The 13,143-nt window shown below is 62.1% G+C and carries 11 protein-coding genes; 2 read left to right on the top strand and 9 right to left on the bottom strand.

Features of this window, described 5'->3' with window-relative positions; all coding sequences use genetic code 11:
* Positions 1-161: 161 nt before the first annotated feature.
* From SZ55_RS18115 to SZ55_RS18150, 9 genes are all read right to left on the bottom strand, one after another.
* Positions 162-947, bottom strand: coding sequence for an MBL fold metallo-hydrolase (locus tag SZ55_RS18115; RefSeq protein ID WP_044409827.1), 786 nt, complete (start codon positions 945-947; stop codon positions 162-164).
* A 142-nt stretch (positions 948-1,089) separates the two neighbouring features.
* On the bottom strand, positions 1,090-1,335 hold the full coding sequence (locus SZ55_RS18120; RefSeq protein WP_152644513.1) for a hypothetical protein: 246 nt from the start codon (positions 1,333-1,335) through the stop codon (positions 1,090-1,092).
* 137 nt (positions 1,336-1,472) lie between these two features.
* Positions 1,473-2,420: a tetratricopeptide repeat protein gene (locus SZ55_RS18125; RefSeq protein WP_044409390.1), complete on the bottom strand. Its 948-nt coding sequence runs from the start codon at positions 2,418-2,420 to the stop codon at positions 1,473-1,475.
* A gap of 135 nt (positions 2,421-2,555) precedes the next feature.
* Positions 2,556-3,503, bottom strand: a complete 948-nt coding sequence (locus SZ55_RS18130) for a tetratricopeptide repeat protein (protein WP_044409393.1) — start codon at positions 3,501-3,503, stop codon at positions 2,556-2,558.
* A 33-nt stretch (positions 3,504-3,536) separates the two neighbouring features.
* On the bottom strand, positions 3,537-4,496 hold the full coding sequence (locus SZ55_RS28125; protein WP_152644514.1) for a tetratricopeptide repeat protein: 960 nt from the start codon (positions 4,494-4,496) through the stop codon (positions 3,537-3,539).
* Positions 4,493-7,402 (bottom strand): hypothetical protein, encoded by a 2,910-nt coding sequence (locus SZ55_RS18135; protein ID WP_152644515.1) that lies wholly within the window; start codon positions 7,400-7,402, stop codon positions 4,493-4,495. Before SZ55_RS18135 ends, SZ55_RS28125 begins: the two co-directional genes overlap by 4 nt.
* Before the next feature lie 76 nt (positions 7,403-7,478).
* A complete protein-coding gene (locus SZ55_RS18140) occupies positions 7,479-8,312 on the bottom strand; it encodes a DUF4123 domain-containing protein (RefSeq protein ID WP_044409398.1) in 834 nt (277 codons plus the stop codon).
* Positions 8,297-10,441, bottom strand: coding sequence for a type VI secretion system Vgr family protein (locus tag SZ55_RS18145; protein ID WP_044409401.1), 2,145 nt, complete (start codon positions 10,439-10,441; stop codon positions 8,297-8,299). Before SZ55_RS18145 ends, SZ55_RS18140 begins: the two co-directional genes overlap by 16 nt.
* Positions 10,442-10,563: 122 nt before the next feature.
* On the bottom strand, positions 10,564-11,451 hold the full coding sequence (locus SZ55_RS18150; RefSeq protein ID WP_044409404.1) for an acyl-CoA dehydrogenase family protein: 888 nt from the start codon (positions 11,449-11,451) through the stop codon (positions 10,564-10,566).
* A 139-nt stretch (positions 11,452-11,590) separates the two neighbouring features.
* On the opposite strand from SZ55_RS18150, the gene olsB reads away from it, so the two are divergent.
* Together olsB and SZ55_RS18160 are read left to right on the top strand one after the other, a co-directional pair.
* Positions 11,591-12,361 carry an L-ornithine N(alpha)-acyltransferase gene (gene olsB, locus SZ55_RS18155; RefSeq protein WP_044409407.1) on the top strand — a complete coding sequence of 257 codons (771 nt, stop codon included), beginning with the start codon at positions 11,591-11,593 and terminating at the stop codon, positions 12,359-12,361.
* A 4-nt stretch (positions 12,362-12,365) separates the two neighbouring features.
* A complete protein-coding gene (locus tag SZ55_RS18160) occupies positions 12,366-13,139 on the top strand; it encodes a lysophospholipid acyltransferase family protein (protein WP_044409410.1) in 774 nt (257 codons plus the stop codon).
* Positions 13,140-13,143: the final 4 nt, after the last annotated feature.

Here is a 13,143-nt window from a genome sequence, read left to right on the forward strand (position 1 = left end):
CCGAACGCGCCGCGAAAGGTGGCCATTCCAGACAACTTCGGGGTGGCACCACGGCGTGGGCGAACCCGTAAAAAACCGGCGGGAGGCGCAGGCCTCCGGCCGGTTTCTATGTGCACGCCTGGCGAACGCGAGCCTGCTGCGGCCACCTTCGCCTCGGGCTGTCAGCGAGGCAGCTGGTAGTCCTCGGGGCCCATCAGGTCGAGGCCGCAGTCGAGGTTCTCGATCCAGTAGAGGAAGGCGCTGATCATTTCCTTGCCGACGAAGGGGCGGCCGTGCTGCGGCACGATCATCTCCAGGTCCATGCCACGGACCATCGCGGCCCACAGGCGGCAGGCCTTGTTGCCGGCCATGTAGCGCCGGTGGAAGCCTTCCATCTCCGGCACGTGGTTGGTGAAGTCGCGCACCGGGGAGGCGTCTTCGGTCATGGACGCGCCCATGTCGCCGGAGAAGAGGATCTTGCTCACCGGGTCGTACAGCTGGAAGTTGCCCACCGAGTGCAGGAAGTGCGCCGGCACCGCCTTGAGGTTGCAACGGCCGAGCGGGATCGACTGGCCACGGTCGGGCAGCGCGATGATGCGGTCGTAGGTGGAGATGCCATGGCTGATGGCCAGGTAGTTGGCGGTCAGGTGCGGCAGGAAGCGCGCCCAGAGCTTGGAGCAGACCACCTTGGCGCGGGTGTGCAGCAGCCATTTGTCCAGGGACGCGATGATGTCCGGGTCCTGGTGGGAGGCGAAGATGTAGGTCAGGTCCTGCACCGGGATGTGCTTGGATAGCTCCAGCGACAGCGGGGTGTAGGTCAGGTCACCGCCCGGATCGAGCAGCAGGTACTGGTCATGGTCGGTGATCAGGAACTGGTTGGACTGGATGCCGTCCCCACTGACCAGATCGTCGAACAGCATGCATTGGTGGGTGCCGTTGTCGAACAGCACGATGGGTTCACGGCGCATGGACACCTCGGATTCGGTTGCGGCGCACAGCATGCGGAGCCCCTTGTCCGGGCGTACTGATCTGCGTCAAGCGCCCCCTTCGTCAAGGGCGCAAAGGTCGCAGGGAGGCGCGCTGCGTCGCAATCCGCGACAGCCGAGGGGCTTAGGGGTGCTGCTCCAGATCCACCAGCCGGCTGGTGGGGCCATCGGCCCGCAGGCGCTCGCGGACCAGGGCCGGCCATTGGGCGGCTTCTGCGGCGAGTTGCAGTAAAGGTTGCGAGTCGTAGCCAGTCACTTTGCTGATAGAGAGCCCTTTATCTTGGGCGGCGCGTTGCTCTGGCATTAAATCCGCCCAGGCCAGTCCGGCAATAAAATATAGAGCAGCGATCAGCGCACGGTAATTGATCACAGCGTGGGCCCCCTTGTAAGTCACTACGATTTCCTCCATTGCTCCCATATAGGGGCCTATAGGCGCGCAATAATTAAGCAGGCGCTGCCCACGGCAGAACTCAGTTCGAAAAGGGGCATAGGGCGCCTGGCCAGCCATCAATGGCCATAGACCGGTGCAAAATGGGACAGCGGCGGCCATTGTGTCTTCAGGGTGTTCAGCAGGACTTTCGCTTCAGCCACTTGGGCATCGCTCATGTCTCGCTCTATATCCGAGAGGATGCCCATGATAATTCCATCTCCAGGTGAGATATCCACCACCATGTACATCAGGGCTGCGCCCTTTATCGAATCTCGCGGCAATTTATATCTATTCGGTGACTCGCCAAGACTGGCGGCATATTCAACCACGGCCCTTACGTAACCTAACTTGGCCGCTCGCTCCAACCAGAGAGCCGCCTCGTCCGGATTATCAGCGACCTGCCTCAAGGCATAGGTATACATCCCCGGTGCATAGCCGCTTTCGGCGGAGGCTTTAAGTAGCCTTATGATTTCTTTCTGGCGGTTACCCGGTATCAAGAACCAACCCGCTCCACGGCTATAAATTTTTGCCAGACGCAATTGGGCTGCTCCATCGCCGGCCTCGGCGGCTTTTTCCAGCCAGCCCAGTTTCTCCTCGGCATGAAACAACACCCACATGGCCTCCGTATCGCCGTGCTCAGCGCGTGCATAGGCCAGGTCCAATACTTTTTCACGCCATGCGGCACGACCGGTGCACGTGCCGAAAAGGTCACAGAGGTCGCTGCTGTCGCTTAAACGCAGCATGGCGAATAAGTCGCCTTGTGCGGCGGCGGCTTCGTACCATTTTCTCGATTCCGCCGTTATATACATGCTGTTTAAACGATGTGACTCACCCAAATAATATTGAGCTGCTTTGTCACCGGCTTCTGCGGCAATACGCAAAGGCTCGATAGCAGAAATCGTCATATATTGCTGATATAACATCAGCCCCTTATCTTTGGCCGCACGCTGCTCCGGCGTTAAATCCGCCCAGGCCAGTCCAGCAATAAAATATAGAGCGGCGATCAGCGCACGGTAATTGATCACAACTTTGGTCCCTTGTAAGTCACTATGGTTTTTCCATTGCCCCCATATAGGGCCCCATGGGAGCGCAATAATTAAACAGGTGCTGCCCACGGCGGAGCTCAGTTCGAAAAGGGGCATAGCGCGCCTGGCCGCCCATCAATGGCCATAAACCGGTACAAAATGAGACAGCGGCGGCCATTGTGTCTTCAAGGCATTCATCAAGACCTTCGCTTCAGAAACTTGGGCCTCGCTCATGTCGTGCTCTATCTCCAATAAAAATCTCTTGATGCTGTTGTTTCCTGGTGAAACTTCCCTCGCCATACGCATCAAGGCATCACCCTTTATCGAGTCTTGCGGCAAGTTATACCTATTCGGTGACTCACCAAGACTGGCGGCATATTCAACCACAGCCCTTACGTAACCTAACTTGGCCGCTCGTTCCAACCAGAGAGCCGCCTCGTCCGGATTATCAGCGACCTGCATCAAGGCATAGTTATACATCCCCGGTGCATAGCCGCTTTCGGCGGAGGCTTTAAGTAACCTTCTAATTTCCTTCTGGCGGTTACCCGGTATCAAGAACCAACCCGCCCCACGGCTGTAAATTTTTGCCAGACGCAATTGGGCTGTTCCGTCGCCGGCCTCGGCGGCTTTTTCCAGCCAGCCCAGTTTCTCCTCGGCATGAAACAACACCCACATGGCTTCCGTGTCGCCGTGCTCGGCGCGTGCATAGGCCAGGTCCAATACTTTTTCACGCCATTCGGCGCGGCCGGTGCACGTGCCGAAAAGGTCACAGAGGTCGCTGCTGTCGCTTAAACGCAGCATGGCGAATAAGTCGCCTTGTGCAGCGGCGGCTTCGTACCATTTTCTGGCGTCGGCGGTTATATAACGCTTGCTCAGTCGAATCGCTTCCCCTAAATAGTATTGAGCTGTTTTATCCCCGGCTTCTGCGGCGAGTTGTAATAAAAGTTGCGAGTCGTACCAGTCACTTTGCTGATAGAGAGCAAGCCCTTTATCTTTGGCGGCGCGTTGCTCCGGTGTTAAATCCGCCCAGGCCAGTCCGACGATAAAATATAGAGTAGCGATCAGCGCACGGTAATTGATCAAGTGCTTACCTCTACCAAGAATATTCCGACAGCATCAGTGACCGTACACTGGTAAAAAGTAAGAGAGAGGAGGGTGTGTGTCCCGCCATTCAACCGCAAAATCTTCTGCTTCTTTTAGCTGGGTATTGGACATTTTTTTTCGCAAGTCATCTAATGCCCAGCGCGCATACTCTGGCGATCCCCCTCCCCCTTGAAGTCGAGCGATCAGCGAAAAAAGGGCATAACTCTTTACTGTATCCGGAGAGATATCAAGAGCCCCCTCTTCATTGAGTAAATCCCTAGCATAGGCATATACACCACCAATCAGCCCCGTTTCGGCTGCCTTCTTCCTCCACTGAAAAGCCCCGGCAAGATCCCCTTTCTCATGGAGTACACCAGCATAAAATTGCATACCTTTGGGAAGGCCTGCCTCTGCTGTTTTTCTGAGCAAATTATCAATAGTCTTCTTGCGATTACCGGGAATTAAAAACCAACCTTCCCCTGCTTCGTAACGCTCAGCTAGCAACCACTGCGCATCTAGATCCCCAGCACCTGCCGCCTTTTCCAACCAAACCAATCCCTCACCGGCATGAAATAAAACTCTCATGGCTTCCGTGTCGCCGTGCTCGGCGCGTGCATAGGCCAGATCCAATACTTTTTCACGCCATTCGGCACGGCCAGTGCAAGTACCGAAAAGATCACAGAGATCGCTGCTGTCGCTTAAACGCAGCATGGCGAATAAGTCGCCTTGTGCAGCGGCGGCTTCATACCATTTTCTCGATTCAGCCGTTATATACATGCTATTTCGACGGAGAGTTTCACCTAGATAGTACTGGGCCGTTTTATCGCCAGCCTCTGCAGCAACACGCAAAGGCTCAATAGCAGAAATACCTTTATATTGTTGATATAGTATCAGCCCCTTTTCTTTTGCAATCAGTTGCTCAGGCGACAAGTCCGCCCATGCTAGTCCAGCGATAAAATATAGGATGGCGATAAGCACACGGTAGTTGATCACAGCGTGGGCCCCTTGTAAGTCACTATGATTTTCTCCATTGCGCCCATATAGGGGCCCATGGGCGCGGCGCGGTACTCGCAGTACCCCAATAGGCGTGCGCCTAGCTTTTTGACTCGCTGGCGATACCTTGCCCTCATAGAGTCACTATCACGCTCTGCTAATCGGCGCACTGGCTTAGCCATAAAAGAGTCCAGCCGTAGTCGGCTCTCGCAATAAGCGAGCCCCGCTTGGGGGGGCCGAGCGCCATCCCGATTCATGCGAATGAGGGTCTCCTCAAATCGCTGAACAGCATCTGCTTCGGTTTCTATCCAGCCCAGGCAGCGTTCGATGGCTTGCTGTTGCAAGAAGTGATCGCTGTCAGAGAGGAGCCCCGTATGACTGCTCAAAGCCATCAGCAGCGGGCCGAGAGCATCAGGTTGTAGGCCCTGTATCCAGCTCTGCATAACGTTTTGGTTTTCGTAAGAAACCAAGGTTTCGGCAATCGCCGCACCTCTTCCGCCATCGGTGAGCCTGTCGTACAGCTCCTTGACGAAGGCGTAGCCGCGCACATAGAGGAAGGGCACGTCCATGGCGAGGGCGCCGGTGACGCTGAGCTGGCGGAGGTAGGCCATGGCCTCCTGGTCAATCCATTCGAGGTCTTCGTTGTTGTTGGCCTGGATTTCCTTGCGCACCAGCTCCAGCAAGGCGACGACGCTTTCGTAGCCCACTTCGAAGGCCATGAAGCCCTTGAGGCCCGCGCCCCACACCAAGGCAGCGTCGACGGAGAAAAGGAAGCGCCCTTTATCCAGCCGTAACCTCACACTGCCCTTCATACCACCACCCACAGCAGCGACCAGCTCCATATCCAGCTTGGCCAGGGTTCTCCAGCCATTGACGGGAATTTGATTGGGGATGGGTGCGGGCTGGAGGGTGCTGGGGGGCGGAAACCAGTCGAGTTGGCCAGTGACTTTACAGCCGGCTTGGGCACCGACGAACAAGTCGAACGTAGCAAGATCGCCGGCTTTGGAGGCGACATCGATACCGGAAAAACTGGTGAGGCCGGTTTTCTGGTCCAGGGTGAGGTCACGGGCGAGCATCAAGCTCGCACCTGCAAACCCCCAGGCCTTGGCACTCAGATTGAGTGACAACTTGCCGAGGTTGAAGGTACGCGACGTGCCGTCATAGGCCCGGTAGCTGAGCTGGATCGGCTTGGCCGTGCTCCGACCGGGCAATTCCAGATTGAAAAGGGTTACCTCCCCCCGCCAAGCCGCCACCTCCAGGCTTGCCTGAACCTTGGTCAGTTGCAGGCCCTTGTTCCATTGGGGTCCTTCTGCCTTGAGTGCTGCATGCTGACTGAACCCGGCAGGCAACAGGCAGCGCACCAACTGAGCCTGCGGGCTGTTGTCGAAGAGCATCAGATTCCGCAGCTGCCGGTCCTCGAAGATCATGGCCTGGAGGGTCTCGCCCCAGGCCTGCCGTTTATCCACGGCGTTCAGGCTATCGACCTTGAAGCCCAAGGCATCCAGCGCCCTGAAGAAGGCATCTGGCTGAAACAGGCCGTCCTCGTCGAACCAAGGACCCTTTTCATCGAGCGGGTGAGCGCCTTGCTGCTTCAACCAGTCGCTGAAGACTGGATCGTCGTCGGCCTGCTTGGCGATGGACTTGGGGAGCGCCTTGAGGTCTTTGAGTGCAGCGCCCATGGTGCTGGCGCCTTGTTGGGCAAGGTGCTTGAGGCTGAGGTGGGTCAACGCACGCCCCACAGCGGCCCGGCTCAATTCGCGCAAGGGGATATTGCCCTTGGCCAGGCGCTCGATGGGCTTGGGCCTGTAGCTTTCAGGCTCCCAAAGGAGCAGACGGGGCGGCATCATCTCCCGCACACGCATCTCGGCGGCGGCCTTGAGGGACTCTGCCTTTTCGTTTAACTGGTGCCACTCCTTTTGCTGAGCGGTGAACAGAACACTGGGCGGTGCGGCTTTGTTGGCGGTGGCAGAGGCCCATTCGTCATGCTTTTGCTTGATGCTCTGCTCCAGCTTGAAGCGCTTATCTATCAGGCTGACATAGTCCTGGAACTCTTTGGTGCCCTTGTAGTGGTCATCCGGGCTGAGCGCGAACTCGGGGACGGCGATGCCGCAATCGGCCAGCTCGACAACGGCGTTGATGTAGCCCGCCATCAAGCCTTCCAACTCCAGGATGTTCAGGCGGACCCCTCGCAGGGCCCTGGCATCCACTTTGCCGGTTTCCACAAGTTTCTGGTGAAGGGCCTTGTAGTCGCGCAGATGCTGCCAGGCGGTGCCGACGGTGCGGCTGCCTGGGTCGAACATCACGAAACCATGGGCAAGGGCCTTGTCCCGCTCGGCTATGTAGCGATCCACCGCATCACGGGCTTGCAAGGCACGCGCGGTGTAGAAGACGCCATTCTCGCGCCTGTAACCCAGGGCGTCGGCACGCTGGAAGGCGATCTGATCGAGTTCGGCAACCCGCTTCTGGGCGGCCTTCAGGCGGCGCTGGCTACGAAAGAGATTGCGTTCAGCTCGCATGGCAGCCGTGCTGTCACCCTTGCTGCGGGCCCGCTCCCATTCATGGCGATACCGCACCTGTTGGGCAGCCTCGTCCTCGATGGCGGCCTGGGCCTGTTTGTAACGGGTGCGTTCATCTGTAGCGCCATCACTGAACTCAAGGAAGGAATCGGGCTTTGGTGTGAGGAAGTAATCCAGCAAGCCGGATTCGGCGATCTTGCTCATGCGCGCCGCTTTATCCGTGCCCACCGCCTGCTGCTTCAGTGTGGTGGCGGCCTCTTCCAACTGTTCGGCAACCCGCTTGGGCAGCAACCAGAAACGGCGCTGGCCGGTGATGTAGGCAATGTCGTAGTAGTGCTGGCCACAACCAGGCTCGGTGTCCTTGCAGAGCACTTCATTGCCTTTGCTCACGGGAGCTTCATCGGCGGGGAAAACAATGGGGTCAGGTTTCGCTGTGCTGGCGGCCTGTGTGGACGTTCCTGTCATTTCAGATTTCCAATCGCTGTACTTTTTCGAATGCCGGCATCTGGCTAAGCAGTACCTGCATGGATTCGGGCTGCTCGCTCAGGTCGAACCGACTCAGCAAGGGCAATAGATGCGCCCAGTGACGGCTTTCGTCGATGCCGTGAGCCACCAACAGACGCAGGTTGCTCAGCACCAACGGCAAGTGCTCGTCGGGTATATGGCCCACGCTCTCGGCGTCCTGACTGCGCACCCAGTACCACTCACGTAGCGCATCGACAGCGTCCAAGGTGTCGGCTTCTACGCTGAGGGGATAGGCGACTGCGGAGGCGTTCTCGCTAGCACGCTCATGGGGGCGCCAGATCCGCCAGTTCGAATCGGCTGGGTTGCCAGGGGGGGTGTAAACGCAATCCCAAGGGCCATATAAGGCATTGGCAGGGACAGTCAGCGCCAAGGCGCAGAAGAAGGCTGGATCGTAAAAGCGTGCCAGTGAATCGCCGTATGTACTGGAATGCATCCGCAGCAATTGGCGAGCGTGCGCCAAAGCGGCTTCGGGCTCGGCCCGGGAAGCCAGCAGGATGCCCGAACGATCGGTGCGGCAAAGCGCCTCCAGCGTGGTGGCCTCACCGCTACCCGCGTCCATCTGGACCCAAAGCGGACTGACGTCATTCAAGCCTTCGAACGGTGTGCCCTGGAAAAGGCGAACGATCCTGGGAGGCGTTGGTATCTGGTAGAGGGAAACCAATGCCTGCGGGTTTCTCACCCGATCAATCACGCCGTAGAGGGTTTCACCCCCAGCATCGCCGCAGGGATCGATGGTGCAGGCCTGCGCCAGGTAGGTATTCAGCCACGTAGACATGGGCAATCCTCTCGGCTGCAGACGCCATTGGCCTGTTTACCGCAGATAGCGACAAGCGGGAGTCCTTGCAGACTCCTCCGGATGAAGACATTCGGCAGAGCGGGGATGGTGGGGCTGCCGGCCTTGGCCTTGTCTGCAGCCCAGGGAATCAGCGGGGCAAGAATCCTCAACCCTGCTCCCTCCCCTGCCGCGCCCCCCGAGTTCAGGTTGATGGTGGCGCCGCTGAAGGTGACGCCGCCCGGGTCGAGCTTGAGGAAACTGCCGCCGCCGCTGGCGGTGAGCTCCATGCCGGCGTCGATGACGACCTTGTCGCCGGCGTAGTAGTGGATCTCCTGCCCTGCTTCGACGAACTGCCCAGCACCGAGCTTGATGTGCTGCTCGTTGCCCACGGTGAGGTGGTCATCCAGCTTCAGCTCCGTCTTGCGGTCCTTGTGCAGGGTGTGGTGCTGCTCGCCGAAGAATTCGCTGTAGACGCTGCCTTCGACACGGTCGTGGCGCTGGTTACCGACGCGGATCTTCTGGTCGTGTTCGATGTTTTCGTCCCAGTCGCGCTGGGCGTGGACGTAGATCTGTTCCTGGCCCTTGCGGTCTTCGATGCGCAGTTCGTTGTAGCCCCCGCCGCCGGGGCTGCTGTCGGTCTTGAGCAGGGTGCGGGTCTTGTTGGCGGGCAGTTCGTAGGGCGGCTGGTGGACGCCGTGGTAGAGGCAGCCGGTGACGAGGGGTTGGTCGGGGTCGCCTTCGAGGAAGGTGACCAGCACTTCCATGCCGATGCGGGGGATGGTGATGGCGCCGTAGGCGTTGCCGGCCCAGCTGCTGGCAACCCGCAGCCAGCAGCTGGTGTGCTCGTCGGCCTGGCCTTCACGGTCCCAGTGGAACTGGACCTTGATTCGGCCGTGGCGGTCGCAGTGGATTTCTTCGCCCTGGGGGCCGGTGACGACGGCGGTCTGGCTGCCGAGGATGCGCGGTTTGGGGTGCTTGAGGTCGGGCCGGGCAGGCACGTCCCAGGGGATGGCCTGGAAGCGGTTGCGGTAGCCCTGTTTGAAATCTCCGTCGGGCTGTGAAAACGAAAGCCCGAGCGCTTGGGTGGCGCTGTTGCGCAGGGTGTCGATGGCGCTGTCGAGGCTGGCGAATTCTTCCAGCACCTGGGGCTGCTTGCCTTCGTGGTGGAGGGCGGTGATCAGCCAGAGGTCATTCCATTCTTGCTTGGGATGGTCGGAGAGGCTGAGGAGGTGGCCGCTGACCAGGCGCGGTTCGTCGCTGTCACCGTCGGCGAGGCGGTAGTCGCGGCGGTGGCGTTCCTGGGCCTGGCGGGCGAGGCGGCGGCCACGATCGCGGTCGGTGAAGCGGCCGGGGTAGTCGTAGTCCTCCAGGTCCGGTTGAGGGAGGTCGTCCTGGGGCTTGTGGGCGGCTTCCATCAGCAGCCTGGGCTTTTCGAAGAAGTAGTCGCGGCGGGTGACGCGCAGGGTGCGGGCTTCCATCCGCAGGCCGAAGCGTTTGATGACGGGTTCGTCGGCGACCTGGCCGGTGTTGGCGAGGTAGGCGACGGGGCGGCCGAGCTTGGGGAAGGCGCTGGCGTCTTCGCCGAAGACCAGCAGGTGGCCATCGGGCTGATGCTCGAAGTGGAAGTGCAGGCCCTCTTCTTCGCAGAGGCGGCTGATGAAGTGCAGGTCGCTTTCGTCGTACTGGGTGCAGTAGTCGCGGGGCGGCGGGGCCTTGGGACCGAGGCGGAAGCGGTAGGCGTCGGCGAGGATGCCGTGGTCTTCGAGGACCTGGCCGATGATCTGCGGGACGCTCAGGTGCTGGAAGATGCGCTGGTTGTGGCGCAGGGCGAGGTAGGCGAGGCGCGGTACGAGGGTCAGGTGGTAGTGGGTGAGGCGGTTGCCGATCTCGCCGACGGCGATGCCGAAGACCTGCCCATGGACGCCGCGCCCGTCGGGGGTGAAGGCGAGGAAGGCGGGTTTGTGCAGGAGGCTTTCGAGGTCGAGGCGGCTGCGCTCGCTGACCAGTTCGATGTCGAAACGGAAGGGCTGGTTGAGGGCTTCGTGGCCGGTGAAGGCGAGGACCTTGAAGTCAGGGTTGGCGCCTTCGATGTCGAGGCTGAAGTGCGCCTGGTTGGCGGGGTTGAACATGCGGGGCTCCGTCCATTGGAACTGGGAGGACGGAGCCTGCCGGGTTGGGCAAGGGCGATTCCATCAGGCGCTTCCGATAGCCGTGTACGGCCGCGCCACTGGACGGTGTCAACCGCCCGGGTTCAATCCACCCACCCCAGTGCCTCCCGCGCCTTGGCCAAGCGCGTGGCGCGTGCGGCGCCGGCGATGGCCAACAGGCCCTGGTCGCGCGTCCAGAGTGTTGCCCACGGCGCGGGGCCGCTGGCGAAGGCGGCGTCCAGTTCGCTGCGCAGGCCGTCGAACTCGGCGAAGAGGCCGGCCAGCATGACGTGCATCACCGGGCTGGTGGCGCACATCCGGGCCACTTCGGCGGCGCCGGCCAGCAGCCCCAGCAGGCGCATGCGCAGGGCCGGAGGCCAGCCGCTGTCCTGGCCGACACCCAGCAGCCAGGCGCTCAGGGCGGCGAGGACGTGGAGGTCTTCCAGGCTGCGGAAGGGTTTGACGTAGGCATCCCAGCCGTCCCCGGCGAGGCGCTCGCAATGGGCGCCGTCCAGGTGCAGGCGGGCGTGGGGGATGTCGGGCATCAGCGGCAGCGCCGGCAGGGGTTCGATGCGCACGCCGGGCGCGCCGTTGTGCACCACGGTGAGGGCCAGGCGCGGGGCCTCGCCGTCGGCTTCCTCGCGGGCGGCCACCAGCAGCCAGTCGGCGGCGTCGGCGGCGGTGACGAAGTCCTTGCGGCCATTGAGGCTGAGCCCGTCGAGGCGGACCTGCATGTCCGCCGGGCGCACGCTGCGCGCTTCGGTCACGCAGAGGGCGCCGAGGCTGCGCGGGGCGGAGGGCCAGAGCAGGCGCAGCGCGCCCTGGTAGCCCGCAAGGAAGGCCAGCCCCGGGGTGGCGGCGAGGCGCCCGCCGAGGACGGCGAGTTCGAAGGGCGTGGCCTCGCCCAGGCGCTCCAGCAGGCTGCCGTACCACTCTTCGAGAGGCTGCGCGGGCAGGCGGTCACGGGTCTCGAGCAGGCGTTGCCAGGTCATGGGCGGTCTCCTTGGGGGCTGTCATTCAAGCATCACGGAAACGTCACGGAGGTGACACCGGGTCTGCCTAGCCTGAGCTTGCACAACAAGATCGTCCGGCTGCAACCGGGATCTAGCCGGCCCAAATGGAGGCTTACTCATGACTCAGATCGCTATCACCCGCGACAACGCCGCACGCGGCGACAAGAGCCCACGCCGCCTGCAGGCCGAGCGCCTCAGCGGGGTGGCTGCCCTGCGTGAAGCCCAGGCCCTGCGCTACCGGGTGTTCAGCGCGGAGTTCGATGCCAAGCTCAAGGGCGCCGAATTCGGCCTCGACATGGATGACTTCGACCCGCACTGCCAGCACATCGGCGTGCGCGACCTGGACAGCGGTGAGCTGGTGGCCACCACCCGCCTGCTGGACCACCAGGCCGCCCACGACATCGGCCGCTTCTACAGCGAGGAGGAGTTCCGCCTCGAAGGCCTGGGCGAGTTGCAGGGCCCGGTGCTGGAGATCGGCCGCACCTGCGTCGATGCGGCCTACCGCAACGGCGGCACCATCGCGGTGCTCTGGAGCGAGCTGGCGGAGGTGCTCAACGAGGGCGGCTACCGCTACCTGATGGGCTGCGCGAGCATCCCCATGCAGGACGGCGGCATCCAGGCCCAGGCCATCATGCAGCGCCTGCGCGAACGCTACCTGTGCACCGAGCACCTGCGCGCCGAGCCGCGCACCCCGCTGCCGGCGCTGGAGCTGCCGGGCAACGTGATCGCCGAGATGCCGCCGCTGCTGAAGGCCTACATGCGCCTGGGGGCGAAGATCTGCGGCGAGCCGTGCTGGGACCCGGACTTCCAGGTCGCCGACGTGTTCATCCTGCTCAAGCGCGACGAGCTGTGCCCGCGCTACGCCCGCCACTTCAAGGCGGCGGTCTGACGCCGTGGCCGGGCTGCGCTTCTACCTGCGGGTGCTACGCCTGCTGGCGGTGATCGGCCTCGGCCTGCTGCTGGCGAGCGGGGTGGTGGTGCTGGAACGGTTGGCCCGGGGACGGGACCTGATGCCGCGCCGGCAGCGCCTGACCCGCTGGTTCCTGGCGCGCCTGGCCGGCGCCCTACCCTTCCGGGTGCGGGTGGAGGGCGAGGTGCCGACAGTACCGATGCTGTGGGTCAGCAACCATGTGTCGTGGACCGACATCCCGCTGCTGGGCATGCTCGCGCCGCTGTCCTTCCTGTCCAAGGCGGAGGTGCGCGCCTGGCCGGTGGCCGGCTGGCTGGCGCACAAGGCCGGGACACTGTTCATCCGCCGGGGTTCAGGGGAGAGCAACCTGGTGGGGCAGCAACTGGGCCGGCACCTGGGGCTGGGCCGCAACCTGCTGATCTTCCCGGAAGGCACCACCACCGACGGCAGCCTGGTGCGCACCTTCCATGGCCGCCTGCTGACCAGCGCCTGCGAGACAGGGGTGGCGGTGCAGCCGGTGGCGATCCGCTACCTGCGCGATGGCGAGCGGGACAGCGTGGCGCCGTTCATTGGCGAGGATGACCTGGTATCCCACCTGGTGCGCCTGCTGCGCAGCCCGTGCAGCGAGGTGGAGATCCGCCTGCTGACGCCCATCCCCAGCAGCGGTCGCCACCGCAACGCCCTGGCCCGCGAGGCCCAGCAGGCGGTGCAGGTGGCGCTGTTCGGTGAAGCCCCGTCCGACGAGCTGGCGGCCTGAGCCG

This window comes from Pseudomonas sp. FeS53a (genome assembly GCF_000931385.1).
In the GTDB taxonomy this organism is placed as follows: Bacteria; Pseudomonadota; Gammaproteobacteria; order Pseudomonadales; family Pseudomonadaceae; genus Metapseudomonas; species Metapseudomonas otitidis.

Bases quoted from the DNA above. Each gene is read 5' to 3' on its own strand.
- SZ55_RS18115 (WP_044409827.1), bottom strand. From the start codon at position 947: ATGCGCCGTGAACCCATCGTGCTGTTCGACAACGGCACCCACCAATGC.
- SZ55_RS18140 (WP_044409398.1), bottom strand. From the start codon at position 8,312: ATGTCTACGTGGCTGAATACCTACCTGGCGCAGGCCTGCACCATCGAT.
- SZ55_RS18145 (WP_044409401.1), bottom strand. From the start codon at position 10,441: ATGTTCAACCCCGCCAACCAGGCGCACTTCAGCCTCGACATCGAAGGC.
- SZ55_RS18150 (WP_044409404.1), bottom strand. From the start codon at position 11,451: ATGACCTGGCAACGCCTGCTCGAGACCCGTGACCGCCTGCCCGCGCAG.
- olsB (WP_044409407.1), top strand. From the start codon at position 11,591: ATGACTCAGATCGCTATCACCCGCGACAACGCCGCACGCGGCGACAAG.